Annotated in this window: 11 protein-coding genes; 10 read left to right on the top strand and 1 reads right to left on the bottom strand. The window is 61.7% G+C overall.

Annotation, left to right across the window (positions count from 1 at the left end):
• Positions 1–82 precede the first annotated feature (82 nt).
• The gene (locus OSC50_RS10590) at positions 83–784 is read left to right on the top strand and encodes a FadR/GntR family transcriptional regulator (protein WP_266249671.1); all 702 of its coding nucleotides are present in this window, start codon (positions 83–85) and stop codon (positions 782–784) included.
• An 18-nt stretch (positions 785–802) separates the two neighbouring features.
• Positions 803–1,489 (top strand): GntR family transcriptional regulator, encoded by a 687-nt coding sequence (locus OSC50_RS10585; RefSeq protein ID WP_266249672.1) that lies wholly within the window; start codon positions 803–805, stop codon positions 1,487–1,489.
• 516 nt (positions 1,490–2,005) lie between these two features.
• Here OSC50_RS10585 and OSC50_RS10580 read toward each other — a convergent pair.
• On the bottom strand, positions 2,006–6,874 hold the full coding sequence (locus tag OSC50_RS10580) for an NAD-glutamate dehydrogenase (protein WP_266247941.1): 4,869 nt from the start codon (positions 6,872–6,874) through the stop codon (positions 2,006–2,008).
• A gap of 708 nt (positions 6,875–7,582) precedes the next feature.
• Between OSC50_RS10580 and OSC50_RS10575 the strand changes: the two genes are divergently transcribed.
• From OSC50_RS10575 to OSC50_RS10540, 8 genes are all read left to right on the top strand, one after another.
• Positions 7,583–9,289: an ATP-binding cassette domain-containing protein gene (locus tag OSC50_RS10575; RefSeq protein ID WP_181077945.1), complete on the top strand. Its 1,707-nt coding sequence runs from the start codon at positions 7,583–7,585 to the stop codon at positions 9,287–9,289.
• Positions 9,290–9,357: 68 nt separating this feature from the next.
• Positions 9,358–9,711, top strand: coding sequence for a hypothetical protein (locus OSC50_RS10570; RefSeq protein ID WP_181077947.1), 354 nt, complete (start codon positions 9,358–9,360; stop codon positions 9,709–9,711).
• A 188-nt stretch (positions 9,712–9,899) separates the two neighbouring features.
• Entirely contained in the window at positions 9,900–10,859 is a 960-nt protein-coding gene (locus OSC50_RS10565; protein ID WP_034098224.1) for an AAA family ATPase, read from the top strand.
• 5 nt (positions 10,860–10,864) lie between these two features.
• Entirely contained in the window at positions 10,865–11,797 is a 933-nt protein-coding gene (locus tag OSC50_RS10560) for a DUF58 domain-containing protein (RefSeq protein WP_253507972.1), read from the top strand.
• Positions 11,794–12,288 (top strand): DUF4381 domain-containing protein, encoded by a 495-nt coding sequence (locus OSC50_RS10555; protein WP_181077950.1) that lies wholly within the window; start codon positions 11,794–11,796, stop codon positions 12,286–12,288. The genes OSC50_RS10560 and OSC50_RS10555 overlap by 4 nt, the downstream gene beginning before the upstream one ends.
• Positions 12,281–13,369 (top strand): vWA domain-containing protein, encoded by a 1,089-nt coding sequence (locus OSC50_RS10550; protein WP_181077952.1) that lies wholly within the window; start codon positions 12,281–12,283, stop codon positions 13,367–13,369. Before OSC50_RS10555 ends, OSC50_RS10550 begins: the two co-directional genes overlap by 8 nt.
• Positions 13,366–15,114, top strand: coding sequence for a tetratricopeptide repeat protein (locus OSC50_RS10545; RefSeq protein ID WP_266247934.1), 1,749 nt, complete (start codon positions 13,366–13,368; stop codon positions 15,112–15,114). The genes OSC50_RS10550 and OSC50_RS10545 overlap by 4 nt, the downstream gene beginning before the upstream one ends.
• The gene (locus tag OSC50_RS10540; protein WP_181077956.1) at positions 15,111–16,748 is read left to right on the top strand and encodes a BatD family protein; all 1,638 of its coding nucleotides are present in this window, start codon (positions 15,111–15,113) and stop codon (positions 16,746–16,748) included. Before OSC50_RS10545 ends, OSC50_RS10540 begins: the two co-directional genes overlap by 4 nt.
• The last annotated feature ends 457 nt before the right edge of the window (positions 16,749–17,205 follow it).

The raw sequence follows: 17,205 nt of genomic DNA, 5'->3' as shown, positions 1-17,205 counted from the left end.
GTCTCATGGGCAACACTGGCTGATGCGGGAGGGCTTGCTCCCTCCCACCTGACTGTATTAGCAACATTAAGGAAGTATCGACGTGATCAGCAGCTCAACCGTCGTCAATTCAGTGGTAGAAAAACTCCGCGCCGCCCTGGCACGAGGCCAATGGCGCCGCGGCGAAATGCTCCCCGGCCAGCGCGAACTGGCCGAACAGCTGGGTATCAGCCGCCCCAGCCTGCGTGAAGCTGTGATCGTGCTGGAAACCCTGGGCCTGGTGCGCTCCATGCCCGGCAAAGGCGTGGTCGTGCTGGAAACCAGCGTCAGCGAACCGCAGTCGAGCGACGCCGTAGCCGACGCCAGCCTCGAAGATATCCTGCAACTGCGCTACACCCTCGAACCCTTTATCGTCGGCCTGGTGGCCCAGTCCATCAGCAGCAAGGAAGTCGGCCAGTTGCGCCTGACCCTGATGGACATGCGCGAAGCCCTGGATGCCGGTGACGCCGAAGCCGGCATGAACGCCTACGTCGACTTCCACGAGGAGCTGTTCGCGCTGACGTCCAACCCGATCTTCCAGAACGTGGTGCAGCAGACCCGCAACGCCCTCAAGCAAAGCGCCCAGGTGTTGCGCAACTCGCCTGAACACCTGGCCGAACGCCTGCAGGAAAACGAGGCCGTGGTGCGCGCGATACGCAACAAGAACAGCGCCCTGGCCAGCGCAGAAATGCGCCGGCATATCCTGCAGGAAGGATTGCGCATGGGCATTGCACTGAACATTCCGGACGACCATCTCGGCAGCTGATTTTTTTGGAGACAGTCCATGACCGCTCACGCCCTGCAACGCGACCCGATCCAGCCAGCCCTGCGCCTGGTGGCCGGTAAAAAGCCATCGGTGGACGACATCTACCCGCAGTTGTTCGATGCCATCCTCGAACAACGCATCGCTCCTTCCAGCCGTTTTACCGAAGAAGGCCTGGGCGACACCTTTGGCGTGAGCCGCAGCGTGATTCGCCGGGTGCTGGCCAAGCTGTCCCACCAGCAAGTGATCATCCTGCGGCCCAACCAGCGCGCCCAGGTCGCCGCGCCGGACAGTCTGCAAACCCGACACATCCTCGAAGCCCGGCGCATGACCGAAATCACCGTGGTACAGCTGGCCTGCGCTCAGGCTACCCCGACGCAGATCCGCCAACTGCGCGAGCTGATCGGCCGCGAGCGCGAGTGCATCGAACACGACCAGCGTGGACCGGCGATTCGGTTGTCCGGGGAGTTTCATCTGCAATTGGCGGCGATGGCAGGCAATGCGCCACTGGCGCAGTTCCTCAACAGCCTGGTGCCGTTGACGTCGCTGGTCATCGCCCAATATGAAGCGAAAGCCTGCACGTATTGCGCGTGGCAGGAGCATGTGGCGATTGTGGATGCGATTGAGCAGCGCGACTCAAACACTGCAGTGACCCTGATGACCCAACACCTGGATCACCTGGAAAGCAAATTACTGAAACACCACTGACCTTCAGATAAATGAAGATCCAAATGTAGGAGGAGGCCTGCCCCCATGGCAGTGTGTCAGTCAAACTAACCATGGCTGATACACCGCTATCGGGGGCAAGCCCCCATGCCAGTCAGTTAAGGAGGAACACTGTAACTGTGGTGAGCGGGCTTGCCCCGCGTTGGGCTGCGCAGCAGCCCCAATAGGAGCGTCGCAGTATGCCAGGCAGCTCCGGGACTATGTTTTGGGGCTGCTTCGCAGCCCGACGCGGGGCAAGCCCGCTCGCCACAGGTTACTGGTTGCCCGTTCCGTCTCTTAACTGACCGGCATTGGGGCTTGCCCCCTCCCACAGTTTTGTCGGTGCCAGGGTGCTTTCTATGCCTCTTGTCAGCCAAGACCGCACAAAAACCTGAAGCCAACTCAGATCCGAAATGTGGGAGGGGGCTTGCCCCCGATGGCAGTGTGTCAGTCAACCTATCCATGACTGATACACCGCTGTCGGAAGCAAGCCCCCTCTCACTGGGTTTCACCGGAACATCAAGCCGGTTGCAGCACCGACTGACCGCTCAACGCCAGGTCCAGCAGTTCACGGTTGGCCACCGCGTACATGGCGTAGTCCGTGCCGACCGCGGCACGAATTTCCACCATCATTGCACGCCAGCGCTCGGCCATGTCCTTGTGCTGTTCAAGCCACAAGGCCACGCGGGCTTCCATGTCTTGCGGCGCGTCGGCCATCTGCAGAACAGAAATGGTGATCGCGCGCTGCTGAAAGTCCACATCGTCGCGGAACGCTTCGCGGGCCTGGGCCTGCCAGTTGTTGGCCACCGGCAGATCGCTGATCTGCTGCAGGTACCATGGCAGGTCCAGTGCGCTGCCGACGGCAAAGTAGGCCTTGGCCACTTCGGCGGCGTCATGCCCGGTTACGTCAGCGGCTTCGATGATCGGCAGCAAGGTGTACAGGTGCGTGGTGCCTGCAACCATGCGCGCCAGCAATTCCGGCACGCCGGCTTCGGTGTACGCCTGGTAGCGGGTCTGCCAGCCTTCGCGGGTCGGGCCTTCCAGCAGTTCGTCGAGCTTGAGGCCCAACGCGGCCAGGTGCGGACCGAAGTGGGCGGTGTCACGACCGGCATCCTGCTCGTTGCGGCGGCTGCGCAGGAACCAGCGCGTCGCGCGGCGCCCCAGGCGCATCAACTCGTCCATCAGCTCCAGCTGCACCTCGGCGGAAACCTGGTGATCCAGGGCCTCGATCTGGCGGAACCAGTGCGGGAGATGGAAGATGTCACGCACGATGACATACGCACCCGCCACGTTCGCCGGGCTCATGCCGGTCGACTCTTTGAGTCGCTGCACAAAGGTGATGCCCATATGGTTGACCAAATCGTTGGCGATCTGGGTGCTGACGATCTCGCGCTTGAGACGGTGACGACGCATGGCCTCGCCGAACTTGGCCACCAGGCTCGGCGGGAACGCGGTCTCCATGTCACGGGTGAGGTACTCGTCATCCGGTACCAGCGACTTGAGCAGCGCTTCCTTGAGGTCGATCTTGCTGTACGAGATCAGCACCGACAGCTCGGGCCGGGTCAGCCCCTTGCCATTGGCGGCGCGCTCGGCCAGTTGTTCCTCGGTCGGCAGGTACTCGATGGCGCGGTCCAGCTTGCCACGGCCTTCCAGGTCGCTCATCAGGCGCTTGTACTCGGCGGCACGCTCGTAGGCCTTGCGCGCGGCCAGGGACAGGGCCTGGGTCTGCTTATAGTTGTTGCCCAACACCAGGTTGCCGACTTCGTCGGTCATGCTCGCCAGCAACTGGTTGCGTTGCTTGTCGGTCATGTCACCGGCCTGCACCACTTCGTTGAGCAGGATCTTGATGTTCACTTCGTGGTCGGAGCAGTCCACCCCACCGGCGTTGTCGATGAAGTCGGTGTTGGAACCGCCGCCATTGAGGCCGAATTCCACACGACCCAGCTGGGTCATGCCGAGGTTACCGCCCTCGCCCACTACCTTGCAGCGCAGTTCGTTGCCGTTGACCCGCAGCGCGTCGTTGGCCTTGTCGCCCACGTCGGCGTGGCTTTCGGTGCTGGCCTTGACATAGGTGCCGATACCGCCGTTCCACAACAAGTCCACCGGCGCCTTGAGCAAGGCGTTCAACAGTTCGGTCGGGGTCAGCTTGTCGGCCTGGATATCGAAGCGTTCTTTCATCTGTGGCGAGATCGCGATGCTCTTCGCGCTGCGCGAGAAGATGCCGCCACCTTCGGACATGATGCTGGTGTCGTAGTCGGTCCAGGCCGAACGCGGCAGCTCGAACATGCGCTTACGCTCGACGAAGCTGGTGGCCGGGTTCGGGTTCGGATCGATAAAGATGTGCAGGTGGTTGAAAGCTGCGACCAGTTGCAGCTTGTCGGACATCAACAGGCCGTTACCGAATACGTCGCCGGCCATATCGCCGACGCCGACGACAGTGATGCTGTCTTCCTGCACATTGATGCCGCGTTCACGGAAGTGACGCTGCACGCCGACCCACGCGCCCTTGGCGGTGATGCCCATTTTCTTGTGGTCATAACCGGCCGAGCCACCGGAGGCGAACGCATCACCCAGCCAGAAGCCGTAGTCGATGGCGATGCCGTTGGCGATATCGGAGAACGTCGCGGTGCCTTTGTCGGCTGCGACCACCAGGTACGGGTCATCGTCGTCATGACGCACGACATTGGCCGGTGGCACCAGGACACCGTCCTTCAGGTTGTCGGTTATGTCCAACAGGCCGGAGATGAAGATGCGGTAGCAGGCGATGCCCTCGGCCGCGATCTCGTCACGGCTGCCGCCCAGTGGCAGGCGACGCGGCAGGAAGCCGCCCTTGGCACCCACCGGCACGATCACCGAGTTCTTCACCTGCTGGGCTTTTACCAGGCCCAGCACTTCGGTGCGGAAGTCTTCTTCACGATCGGACCAGCGCAGACCGCCGCGCGCAACGTTGCCGAAGCGCAGGTGCACGCCTTCGACCCGTGGCGAGTACACGAAGATCTCGAACTTCGGCACCGGCTTGGGCAGCTCGGGAATGGCGCGCGGGTCGAACTTGAAGCTGAAGTACGACTTGTTCTGGCCGTTGGCGTCGGTCTGGTAGAAGTTGGTGCGCAGGGTGGCCTTGATCAGGTCCAGGTAGCGACGCAGGATGCGGTCTTCGTTGAGCACCTGAACGTCGTCCAGGGCGCTGAGGATCGCTTGCTCCAGGCGCTGCTGCTTGTCTTCCAGGTCATCGGCGGTGAGCTTGCGCGCCAGGTAGAAGCGGGTCTTGAACAACCGGGTCAACTCGCGGGCGATGTCGGTGTGGTTGTTCAGGGTGCTGGCGATGTAACCCAGATCGAAGCCCAGGCGGATCTGCTTGAGGTAACGGGCGTAGGCACGCAGCAGCGCGACATCGCGCCATGGCAGGCCGGCGGTGAGCACCAGACGGTTGAACGCATCGTTCTCGGCATCGCCATGCACGATGTGCACGAACGCGTCCTGCAGCGTGTCGTTGAGCTGCTGGATATCCAGGTTCACGCCTTCGGCGGCGATGAACGCGAAGTCATGGATCCAGAACTCGCGGCCATTGGCGTGGCGCAGCCGGTACGGGAATTCACCCAGCACGCGCAGGCCGAGGTTCTCCAGGATCGGCAGCACATCGGACAGCGCCAGCGGGGTGTCGGCGTGATACAGCTTGCAATGCAGCTCGCGCTGGCCGGACACCTGGCCCAGCGGCTGATAGAAGCTCATCACCAGCGGGTTGGCTTCGGTGAGGCTGAGCAGGTGCTGCATGTCGACCACGGCCGAATGCGCGGCGAAACGCTCACGGTAGCCGGCCGGGAAGCCTTTCGGGAAGTCCGCCAGCACGTTGGTGCCGTGGGCTTCGCCGAAGCTTTCCACGACCAGGCTGGCGTAGTCGTCCTGCCAACTGCGGCAGGCCTGGATCACTTCCTTTTCCAGTTGCAGCGGGTCGATGTCCAGGCGGTTCTTCGGGTCAACCCGCAGAATCAATTGCACACGCGCCAGCACGGACTCGGAGAAGAAGGTCCAGAACTCACAGTCGCTGGCCTTGAGACGATCCATCAACACTTGCTGGATCTTCTGGCGCACTTCGGTGGAGTAGATGTCGCGCGGCACGTAGGCCAGGCAGTAGCAGAAACGACCGTACGGGTCTTTGCGCAGGAACACGCGGATCTTGTTGCGTTCCTGGATCTGCACGATCGACATCACGGTGCTGAACAACTCGTCCACCGGGGTCTGGAACAGGTCGTCACGGGGCAGGACTTCGACGACCTGCGCCAGCTCCTTGCCCAGGTGCGCCTTGGCCTGGAAGCCCGAGCGGCGCTCGATTTCCGCCACCTTGCGACGGATATAGGGAATCACGCGTACGCTTTCGCCGTACACCGACGAGGTGTACAGGCCCATGAAGCGGCATTCCTTGATGACCTTGCCGTCGGCGTCGATCTCGCGGATCGACACGTAGTCCGGGTAGGCCGGGCGATGCACGCGGCTTGGGTGCGCGGCCTTGGCGAAGGACAGCACAGTCGGCTCGCGCAGGTAGGACACGGCGTAGTCTTCGATGCGCAGGTCTTCGGCGGTGAGGCCGGCGCGCAGCAGCTTGGTCAGACCGAGGAACGAATTGGCGTCATATTCGATATGACCGCCGTCCGCCTCGTCACGTACCACGAATTCTTCATAGCCCAGGAAGGTGAAATGATTGCCCACCAGCCATTCCAGGAAATTCTTGATCTCGGCTTTTTCTTCGCCGTCGATGCTGAACCGGCTGGCGTCGATACCGGCCAGCAGGTCCTGGACCTTGGCTTTCATCGGCTCGAAATCGGCCACGGCCACGCGCACTTCGCCCAGCACCTGCTCCAGCTCTTTGCTCAGCACGTTCAGTTCGGCGGCATTGGCACAGCGGTCGATCTCCAGGTACATCAGCGATTCCTGCCGGATGCCTTCGCCCTGGGTGCCTTTGGGCAGAATCTCCTGCAACTCGCCCTTGCTGCCGCGACGCACGCTGAGCACGGTGGTTTGCAGGGTGTGAATGCTGTAGCCACGACGGTTGAGCTCGGTGCGCACCGAGTCCACCAGGAATGGCAGGTCATGGTGCAGCACTTCGACCGCGGTGTGGGTCGACTGCCAGCCATGACGTTCGTAATCGGGGTTGTAGACCCGCACTTGCGGTTGGGTGTGATCAAAGCGCTCAAGCAGGCGCCAGGCAGACAGGGTGCAACCGGCCAGGTCGGAAAGGCGACGCTGGGTCAGTTCGTCCAGGGAAATAATGCCGAAGAATTGTTCAGCGAACAGCGCCACTTGTGGCAGTGCCTGTTCACTGATGTGCTGCGCCAGTGCCGCTTGCAGTTGGTGCTGGAAGTCGGCCTTGCTGGCTGCGGTGAAGAACGCCATCTGTGGTACTCCGCTTGGGCTTGTTATTGATGGAAGCGTCGCGTGTTATCCCCTTGGGGGGAGACCGTCGACTCTGTTCGCAGGTAACGAGTTAAGCACCATAAACGAATCAGGGTGACAGGTGGGTGAAGCTGGACAAGACAGTCAGGTCACATACAACTTCCATAAGATGCGCACCTTGCCGGGTGACGGTACGACGGGCAGGTCAGGCGCCTGGAACATGCGCATCCGTTGCGCAGCTTAACGAGTGTAGGAGGACGGCTCTTGCAGCGCTGCGACATATTCGGTCATCGGTACGCAGGCGTGGGGTTGCGACGGGTGCAACCGTTGTCTCTCGCAAGCAAATCTTCGATTTCAAGCCTGCGAGCACCAAAAATGACTGACATTGACGCCAAAGTCATGCTGCCGATGCGCCCAGGAAGCAGGACCGAAATTCGCCTACAGCCTGAACCTATAAACATCTTCAACCTATTGAACTCCAAGCTGAACCTTTATAAGCCATACGAAGCACGGAAATACTAAAAGAAAATAACTACGTTCCGCTAGGAACTTTCCTACAAAGCTGCCGGAAGCCAATTGCACAGCTGCGATTGAAAGAGGAAAACCGTGATGCTACTAATTTAAGCGCTTGCGAAATTTCTGATAGGTAGCAGCACGTCAGCAGATCCTGCTCGATCACAACGCAAAAGATCAAACCGTGGCGCCATCATGCTGAACCTTCTTTACAAAGCCTGCAGGGACCATAAAAGCCTACTGACCTTCACTCTGACGACAACTTTATTACTGAAAATACTGGTATTGGCGCCACCGTTGCTTTTCGGCGGAATAATTGATGCGCTCGGCACAAATCCCAAGGGTTATCAAATTTTACTTCCCAGTTTGATTGCAGCGTTCATTTTGGCAGGATGCGTACATGCGGCAATCAACCCAGCACAAAACCTGCTCTTATCAAAACTTGTTCAATCCATTATTCGGGACGCCTCCATTCATTGGGTTACACAACTAATACGAAAAGAATTTGATGCATTCAATACCTGGCGAATAGGACACTTCATCAAATCGGTAGAAAGAGGATTGACGGCACATGAAAAGTTACTGACATTCTTCATTACAACGGGACTCCCTATTTTATTGGAATTCATAGTAGTGGGCGGCGCGTTTCTTTACATGGGCGGCCTAACTATTTTCCTCGCACTAAATGGGTGCGCTCTTGTTTATGCGTTTGCCACCTACAAAATCATTCTCTGGCGAAGACTCCACCTCACTACTGTCAACGAACAGGAAGATGAATTAAGCGCAGTTTTATTCAACACCTTGAGTGCCGGAAAAACAATAAAACTGGAGGGTGCTGAAGAGTCCGCATCCCGCCCGTTGAATCTTGCTTTCAAACGCTATGCGGATGCCGCCATCACTGTGGCCAGTTCGAGTGGTTATTTGAGTGGGGCAAAGATCCTGTTCATCAGCTTTTCGACAGGAGCGCTGTTAGCCTGGGGAGTATTCAATCAGCTGTCTGCGACGCCAAGCATCAGTGTCGGACAATTGGTAGCCATTTTCTCGATCGCCAGCAGCTACTTACTCAACGTCACAAACCTGACAGAAGGTTATCGGGTGCTTGATCAATTCTTGGCTGACCAGCGCAGACTTGAGCATCTGTTGACGCTGCCTAACTTCGACGACGAAACCCGGCAAGCAGTACTCCCGAAATATTCAGAATCGACGTTGGCCCTTAAACCATGCTTTGTAACGGCGGATGGTTCGTCCCGAATAAACGTCAACACCACGCTGAGTTTTACCCAAGGTCAATCGGTAGCAATCACAGGCCCGAGTGGCGCCGGTAAATCAACGTTATTGGAAGCGCTCGCAGGGTTGAATCTTTCGCTGAGAGATAATCTGTACATCAATGGAGTGGCTGTATCCGACCTGAATGCAAAAGCTCATTTGGACTGCATCAGATATTGTCCTCAATCACCACAGTTTTTAGAGGGCGCTTTTGAGCACTCTGTTTTATTTGGGGTAGATAGATCCTCGGGCTTGGAACAAGCGATACGGCAATTGCAGGTTGAAGCGGTGGTCGACCATCGCAGCCTGGCCGAAAACGCGACTAATGTGTCAGGGGGTGAAGCCAAACGCCTGTCACTATTGCGACTGATCAATAAACCTGGTCATTTTAACTTGTTCGATGAACCCAGCGCTTCGATTGAGCAAACACTGGCAGTACCTGTGTGGGATCTGCTTTTCGAAACGTTCGGTAAGCTCGGCTTGATTTGTGTAACCCATGACTTGCGCCACCTGGAGCGCTTTGATCGCGTCATCATCATGCGAGAAGGAGCTATTGTGGATGACGGCCCGTGGCACGAGTTGCAGGTAAAACCAGCCATCAGGAAGCTGTTGGACAACATGCCCGCCCACGAGTAAGTCTCTGCACGAAACTCACTGCAATGGCACAATTGCCGGCGCCGTGCCTCCACCCAACAGGATTCCCCATGCTTCAGTTAAAAACCGACGCCCTCATGGCCACCCCATGCGACGAAGAAGAAGACAATATGGCGATGCTCTGCTGCCATGGCAAAAACGGCGAGATGTTCATGCTCAGCCGCTACCCGGACGAAGAGGAAGTCGAGCTGACCTGGGACTACGAGCCGTCGACCCTGGATGGGCTGAAGGTCACGCTGGGCGACACGACGTTGCGAATAGAACTGGCTGCCGGTGATGCTGATGCGCTGGGTGGCAAGGATCAACTGGAGATTACCCATGCCACGGCCGCATCCGACTTGGGCGAGGTGGAGGACACCTTGCAGAACATCCTCAAAGGCACGGGCACCTATACTCGGATTTAAAGGCGAGCCCCGCCCGCATTGCCGGTGTTCACAACAGAAAGCGCACCTTCGCACATAATTCCTACAAGTTTTGCCAAAAATAGCCGTTACGCCGTTAGTCGCCACGCCCCTCGATGCATTAAAGTAATGCCCCCAGCCCGCTGTTCGTTTCACAGCACGCGGGCTCTTCTTTCCAGGAACCGTCATCGATGGAACATCGTGAAGCGCTGCTTGCGCTGCGAACCTTTCTTTCTACGCAGATTCTCGGCCAGGAAAAGCTCATCGAGCGCCTGCTCATCGCCCTGCTCGCCGACGGCCATATGCTGGTCGAAGGCGCGCCGGGCCTGGCCAAGACCAAGGCCATCAAAGAGCTGGCCGAGGGCATCGAAGCGCAGTTCCATCGTATTCAGTTCACTCCCGACCTGCTGCCCGCCGACATCACCGGCACCGAGATCTATCGCCCGGAAACCGGCAGTTTCGTGTTCCAACAGGGGCCGATCTTCCACAATCTGGTGCTGGCGGACGAGATCAACCGCGCCCCCGCCAAGGTGCAATCGGCCCTGCTCGAAGCCATGGCCGAACGCCAGGTCAGCGTGGGGCGCAGCACCTACGACCTGTCGCCGTTGTTCCTGGTGATGGCCACGCAAAACCCCATCGAACAGGAAGGCACCTACCCGCTGCCCGAAGCCCAGCTCGACCGTTTCCTGATGCACGTCAAGATCGGTTTTCCCGATGCCACCGTGGAGCGGCGCATCCTGCAGCAGGCGCGCGGCGAAGCGCTCAACGGTGAAACCAAACCCGAGCGCCGCGTCAGCCAGCAGGCGATCTTCGCCGCTCGCAAGGAAATCCTCGGCCTGTATATGGCCGATGCGGTGGAGGAGTACCTGGTGCAACTGGTTATGGCCACGCGCACACCGGCCAAGTTCGACCCGGAAATGGCCGAGTGGATCGCCTACGGCGCCAGCCCGCGCGGTTCCATCGCCCTGGACCGCTGCGCACGCGCCCACGCCTGGCTGGCCGGGCGCGACTTCGTAAGCCCGGAAGATATCCAGGCCGTACTGTTCGACGTGCTGCGCCACCGCATCATCCTGTCGTTCGAGGCCGAAGCCGCCGGGATCGACCAGGACCGCGTGGTGCAACGCATTCTCGACGTCGTAGCCGTCGCTTGAAGGCTATGAATACCGGTGATGGAATCCGCGTCACGCTCAGCGAGCTGATTGAGATGCGCCACCGCGTGCGTGAAGTGCAGCTGTTTTCCACGCCGAGCCAGCGCAGCCCTTTGATCGGCCTGCACCATTCCAAGCTGCGCGGGCGCGGTGTGGACTTTGACCAGGTGCGCGTTTACCAGGCCGGCGATGACGTGCGCACCATTGACTGGCGCGTGACTGCGCGCACCCAGGAGCCGCACACCAAGCTGTTCCACGAAGAGCGCGAGCGCCCGATTTTCATCATGGTCGAGCAAAGCTGCCGGCTGTTTTTCGGCTCCGGACAGATGTTCAAGTCAGTGCTCGCCGCCCAGGCCGCCAGCCTGATCGGTTGGGCGGCACTGGGGCATAACGACCGGGTCGGTGGGCTGGTGTTCGGCGACAACGAGCATTACGAAATCAAGCCACGCCGCAGCAAGCAAAGCCTGCTGCAATTGCTCAACCGCCTGGTGCGGGTCAACCAGAGCCTGAATACCGAAACCCGCCCCGAAGCCGATGCCTTGGGCATGGCCCTACGTCGTGGCCGCGAGGTCCTGCGCCCGGGCAGCCTGGTGATCGTGATCTGCGACGAACGCGCGTTGAGCGACGGCGCCGAGCAGCAATTGAGCCTGCTGTCGCGCCATTGCGACCTGTTGCTGCTGCCAGTCTGCGACCCGCTCGACCATGCCCTGCCCGCCGCCGGGCTGCTGCGCTTCGCAGAACGGGGTGCGCAACTGGAACTGGACACGCTCAATTACGATCTGCGCCAGGCCTACAAGGCTCAGGCCGAAGCCCGCATCGCCCGCTGGGAATTGCTCGCGCAGAAACTACGTGTCTTGCTGATGCCCTTGAGCACCCAGAGCGAAATGGTCGAGCAACTGCGCGAATACCTCAACCCGCAACGCCCGGTTAAAAAGCAATGAGCAGCCTCGATCAACTGCAACCGCTGATTGCCCCGCCGGCCATTGGTTTCTGGCCGCCCGCGCCAGGCTGGTGGCTGCTGCTGTTGCTGATACCGCTGCTGGGCTGGGGCCTGTGGTCGCTGCGCCGTTTTTTGCCGACCCGCCGCCCGGCGGTGCGCACCGAGCAACCGCTGGACCCGCTGCGCATCGCCGCCCTCGCCGAGCTTGCGCTGATGCCCAAGCCCTATGACGGCGCGCCCGCCGGCGCCTGGCTGCAGCAACTCAACGGCCTGCTCAAACGCCTGTGCCGCAACGACTACCCCTACAGCCAGAGCCATACCCTCAACGGCCGAAAATGGCTGGCATTCCTCGACAATCGCTGCCCCGCCGCGGGCCTGACGCGCTGGATGGTGCTGGTGGAAGGTGCGTACAAGCCCGAATGCAAACTCGACGACAAGGCCATCGCCGGCCTGACCCAGGCCGTCGACACCTGGATCCGCAAACATGTTTGAGTTCGCCTGGCCATGGGTCTTCCTCTTGTTGCCGCTGCCCTGGTTGATGCGGCTGATCCTGCCGGCGGCCGACAGCGGTGAACCGGCGCTGAAAGTCAGCTACCTCAGCGACCTCGAAGGCCTGGCACGCCGTCGCGCGCGCTCCAACCTGCCGGGCTGGCGCCAGCAAGCGCCGTTCGTGGTGCTGTGGCTGCTGTTGCTGACCGCCGCCGCGCGCCCCGAATGGCTCGGCGAACCCTTGCCGATCGCCGCCAGTGGCCGCGACCTGCTGGTGGCGGTGGACGTTTCCGGCTCCATGGACTTCCCCGATATGCACTGGCAGGACGAAGACATCAGCCGCCTGAACCTGGTCAAACACCTGCTCGGCGATTTTCTCGAAAGTCGCGAAGGCGACCGCGTGGGCTTGATCCTGTTCGGCAGCCAGGCCTACCTGCAGGCGCCCCTGACCTTTGACAGGCGGACCGTGCGCACCTGGCTGGACGAGGCGCGCATCGGCATCGCAGGCAAGAACACGGCCATCGGCGATGCCATCGGCCTGGCCTTGAAACGCCTGCGCCAGCGCCCGGCCCAGAGCCGCGTACTGATCCTGGTCACCGACGGCGCCAACAATGCCGGGCAGATCGACCCGCTGACCGCCGCGCGCCTGGCCGCCGAAGAAGGCGTAAAGATCTACCCCATCGGCATTGGGGCCGACCCGGAGCAAAACGGCTCGCTGGGCATCCTCGGCGTCAACCCCAGCCTGGACCTTGACGAACCCTCGCTCAGGGCGATTGCCGAGGCCACGGGGGGCCAGTACTTTCGAGCCCGGGATGGCGCGCAGCTGCAAGCGATCAAGCAGACTTTGGACACCCTCGAACCGGTTGAACAGCAACCCACCCAGGCGCGCCCGGCACACGCGCTGTACAGCGCGCCGCTGGCGCTGGCGTTGATCCTGAGCGTGTTGCTGGTGATCCAGGAACGTTGGCCGAACAACGCGCTGCAACGCGGCTTCGATAAATTGGCCAGCAAGGGTTTATTCCTGCCACCCAAGCCCCAGTGGCGCCAACGTCTCAAGCGCCTGCGTTTACGGGGACGCCGATGATCGCTCTGTGGCCGCACTGGTTTCGCCCCTGGTGGCTGTTGCTGCTGCCATTGCTCGGCTGGTTACTGTGGCAACTGTGGCACCGGCAAAAACGCGCCGGGCGCTGGCAGGTCATCCTGCCGCCGGCCTTCCATGCCGTGCTGCTCAGCGGCGGCAGCGGCCGCGAAAGCAAATCACCGTGGGTCGTGCTGGGTATTGCCTGGCTGCTGGCGGTACTGGCCTTGCTCGGTCCGAGCTGGCAACGCGTGGAACAGTCCAGCCAGAAACCTGCCGACCCGCTGGTGGTGCTGCTGGAGCTGACCCCGGAAATGCTCGCCACCGATGCCCCACCCAACCGCCTGGAGCAGGCGCGGCGCAAGCTGTATGACTTGCTGCGCGCCCGCAGCGATGCGCAGACCGCCATCGTGGTGTACGCCGGCAGCGCCCACACGCTCGTGCCCTTGTCGGACGACCTGGCCACCAGCGGCAACCTGCTGGAAGCCCTGCGTCCCTCGATCATGCCCGAGCCGGGGCACCGCGCCGACCTGGCCGTGGAAAAAGCCCTGGCCCTGCTGAACCAGGCCAGCCTGGGCCAGGGGCGTCTGTTGCTGATCGGCTCGTCGTTGTCCAAACAAGAGCGCCAAGGCATCCGGCTGTTGCTGCAGAGCGCCCAGGCGCCGAGCCTGTCGATCCTCGGCATCGGCAGCCGCGAGGGCACGCCCGTGGCCCAGGAGAGCGGTGAGTTCCTCAAGGACGAACAGGGCGCAATCCTGGTGCCGCGCCTGGACAGCCCGACCCTCAAAGCCTTCGCCAGCGAAATGGGCGGTCGTTATCGCGCTGCACGCCTGGATGACAAGGACCTGCGCCAGCTCGGCGTACTGGACGCCCCGCAAGCCATGCGCGACGACGGGCAACGCCTGCGCCTGGATACTTGGGCCGACCAGGGTTACTGGTTGCTGCTGCCGTTACTGATGCTCGCCGCCTGCGCCGGGCGCCGGGGGTGGCTGTTCTGCCTGCCTTTGTTGCTGCTGGGCGCGCCCCAGCCGAGCTACGCGTTCGAGCTGCAGGATTTGTGGCTGCGCCCCGACCAGCAAGGCCAGTACCTGCTGAAGAAAAAACGCCCCGCGCAAGCCGCCGAGCGTTTCGAAGACCGGCAATGGCAAGGCGTGGCGCTGTATGAGTCGGGCAACTACGCCGAAGCGGCCAAGCGTTTTGCCGAAAGCAATGACGCGTTCGCCCACTACAACCGCGGCAACGCCCTGGCCAAGGCCGGCGAGCTGGAGGCGGCGGTGGATGCCTACGACCAAGCCCTCGAAGCCCAGCCCGACCTGCACCCGGCGCTGAAAAACAAAGCCCTGGTCGAAGCCTTGATACAGGAACAGGCCCAGGCGCAGGCCGAGCAAAAACCCGAGCAACCGGCAAAAAACCCGGATGACGAAACACCCCAACCCGGCCAGACTGCGCAACCGGGCGCCGATGGGCAAACCGCCACCGGCGGTGAAGAGTCCACCCAGGGCCAGGGCAAATCCGGCAGCACCGATACCCAGTCCGGCGTCAAACCCACGACTGGCAGCAACGAGGTGCCGGGCAGCGAGCTGGGCGACGAACAAACCACCACGCCGCCGCTGCGCCGCTCCGACGCCAGCCTGAGCGAACAACGCCAGGCCCTGGAACAATGGCTGCGGCAGATTCCGGACAACCCCGGCGAACTGCTGCGGCGCAAATTCTGGTACGAACAGCAACAACATCAGGACAAGACTCGATGAGCCGCCCCACCCTACTGCTTCTGCTCGCGTTATCGACCAGCGCCGCCCAGGCGGCGAATCTGGTTGCCAGCGTCGACCGCAGCCGGCTGAACTCCGGTGAAACGGTGGAGCTGACAGTGGAGTCCAGCGATGCCACCCAGTTCGGTAAACCCGACCTGTCGCCGCTGGATGCGCAGTTTGAAGTCAGCGGCACGCGCCAGATCAACCAACTCACCACCCTGGGCGGCGACAACCACGCCACCACGCGCTGGATCATCACCTTGCTGCCCAAGGAAAACGGCACGGTGGTGATCCCGCCCCTGCAAGTGGGCGACCTTCAGACCCAGCCGATCAGCCTGCAGGTCATGGAAACCGCCAGCCAGAACACCAGCGCGGAACTGGCGCCGGTGTTCGTCGAAGCCAGCCTCGACCAGTCCAGCGTGTATGTCCAGGCCCAGGCGCTGTTGACCGTGCGCGTGTACCACTCGGTGTCGCTGTATGACGACAGCAGCCTCACGCCGTTGCAGATCGCCGACGCGCGCGTCGAGCAACTGGGCGAATCGCGCACCTATGAAAAAGTCATCAACAGTATTCGCCATGGCGTGATCGAAACTCGCTACGCCCTCTACCCCCAGCACAGCGGCAGCCTGGAGGTGGGTGCGCAGACTTTCAGCGCCACCTTGGTGGAAGCGCGCCCGCCCCAGGACAATACGCTGCAGGGCACCAAGCCGGGCAAGCTGATCCATGTCAGCTCCGCACCCTTGCGGCTGACGGTCCGGCCCAAGCCGTCGCTCTACCCTGCCGATGCGCCCTGGCTACCGGCCCGCAGCCTCACCTTGAGCGAAAGCTGGAACCCCGAGCCTGCGCAGGTGCAAGTGGGGGACTCGCTGACCCGCAGCCTCACGGTCAAGGCCGAAGGTCTCTCCAGCGCACAACTGCCGGCCCTGCCCAGCACCGACATCGCCGGCCTGCGCCGCTACCCGGACCAACCGGTGCTGGCCAACCAGACCAGCGAGCGCGGCCTGGTCGGCAGCCGCGAAGACCGAGAGGCGCTGGTGCCCAACCGCGCCGGCGCGCTGGAGCTGCCGGCCGTCGACGTGGTGTGGTGGAACACCCACGAAGACCACCTGGAGCGCACCAGCCTGCCGGCGCGCACCCTGCAAGTGGCCAACAACCCCAGCCTGGTGGTGGACACCCCCGCCACGCCGACCATCATCACCGCCCCGGACGACAGCCGCCTGTGGCTGTGGCAACTGAGCACCTTGCTGCTGGCCTGCACCACCCTGCTGGGCTTCGGCCTGTGGTGGCGCGCGCGTCGGCAACCCGCCGTGCAGCGCGCGACGCAAACCGGCCCGAGCCCGCGCACCCTGCTCGACGACCTCAAGCGCGCCACTCAGGCCAACGACCCCCAGGCCACTCGCCAGGCCCTGGACGCCTGGGCGCGCCAGCAACCGGAAACCCTGGCGGACATGGCGGCGCGCTTCGTGCCGCTGTCGGACGCGCTGGATGGGTTGAACGGTGCGCTGTACAGCGAGAGCGGCCAGTACTGGCTGGGCGAAGACCTGTGGCGCGCGGTCAAAGCCATCCCCATGGCCGAGCGCGAACCGGACCCGGCCACGGACACCACCAGCTTGCCACCGCTGTATCCCAAATAAGCCCCTGCATCCCTGACACACCACACATAAAAAGTTGGGAGGGGGCTTGCCCCCGATAGCCATGGGTATCTACACAACTTTCAGATCCTGACAAATCCCCCTGTGGCGAGCGGGCTCGTCCCGCGTTGGGCGGCGAAGCGGCCCCAAAAGCAGCCTCTACAGAGTGTCTGATACAGCGCATTCTTCTTTACTGGGGCTGCTGCGCAGCCCAACGCGGGACAAGCCCGCTCGCCACAACAGCCCTATCTGCCGGGCGTTCAGCGTTGAACCAAAGTTGTGTAGATACCTATGCCCCGATAGCGGTGGGTCAGTTGTAGATGAGTGGACTGACACGCCGCTATCGGGGGCAAGTCGAATCGTCGCACCGCCCCTCCCATCTTTAACCTGTGCTGCCTGATCGACATGCATTGTTAAAGGCCAGCAATCCATATCCCTTTAATTTGCAGGACGTTTCCTA

This window comes from Pseudomonas quebecensis (assembly GCF_026410085.1).
Taxonomy (GTDB): Bacteria; Pseudomonadota; Gammaproteobacteria; order Pseudomonadales; family Pseudomonadaceae; genus Aquipseudomonas; species Aquipseudomonas quebecensis.
The sequence above is the reverse complement of the archived record's forward strand: the minus strand, read 5'-3'. Positions and strand labels throughout refer to the sequence as shown.

What these genes read in the sequence shown, in the direction of transcription:
- OSC50_RS10585 (WP_266249672.1), top strand. Translation starts at nt 803, where the DNA reads ATGACCGCTCACGCCCTGCAACGCGACCCGATCCAGCCAGCCCTGCGC.
- OSC50_RS10580 (WP_266247941.1), bottom strand. Translation starts at nt 6,874, where the DNA reads ATGGCGTTCTTCACCGCAGCCAGCAAGGCCGACTTCCAGCACCAACTG.
- OSC50_RS10575 (WP_181077945.1), top strand. Translation starts at nt 7,583, where the DNA reads ATGCTGAACCTTCTTTACAAAGCCTGCAGGGACCATAAAAGCCTACTG.
- OSC50_RS10570 (WP_181077947.1), top strand. Translation starts at nt 9,358, where the DNA reads ATGCTTCAGTTAAAAACCGACGCCCTCATGGCCACCCCATGCGACGAA.
- OSC50_RS10565 (WP_034098224.1), top strand. Translation starts at nt 9,900, where the DNA reads ATGGAACATCGTGAAGCGCTGCTTGCGCTGCGAACCTTTCTTTCTACG.
- OSC50_RS10560 (WP_253507972.1), top strand. Translation starts at nt 10,865, where the DNA reads ATGAATACCGGTGATGGAATCCGCGTCACGCTCAGCGAGCTGATTGAG.
- OSC50_RS10555 (WP_181077950.1), top strand. Translation starts at nt 11,794, where the DNA reads ATGAGCAGCCTCGATCAACTGCAACCGCTGATTGCCCCGCCGGCCATT.
- OSC50_RS10550 (WP_181077952.1), top strand. Translation starts at nt 12,281, where the DNA reads ATGTTTGAGTTCGCCTGGCCATGGGTCTTCCTCTTGTTGCCGCTGCCC.
- OSC50_RS10545 (WP_266247934.1), top strand. Translation starts at nt 13,366, where the DNA reads ATGATCGCTCTGTGGCCGCACTGGTTTCGCCCCTGGTGGCTGTTGCTG.
- OSC50_RS10540 (WP_181077956.1), top strand. Translation starts at nt 15,111, where the DNA reads ATGAGCCGCCCCACCCTACTGCTTCTGCTCGCGTTATCGACCAGCGCC.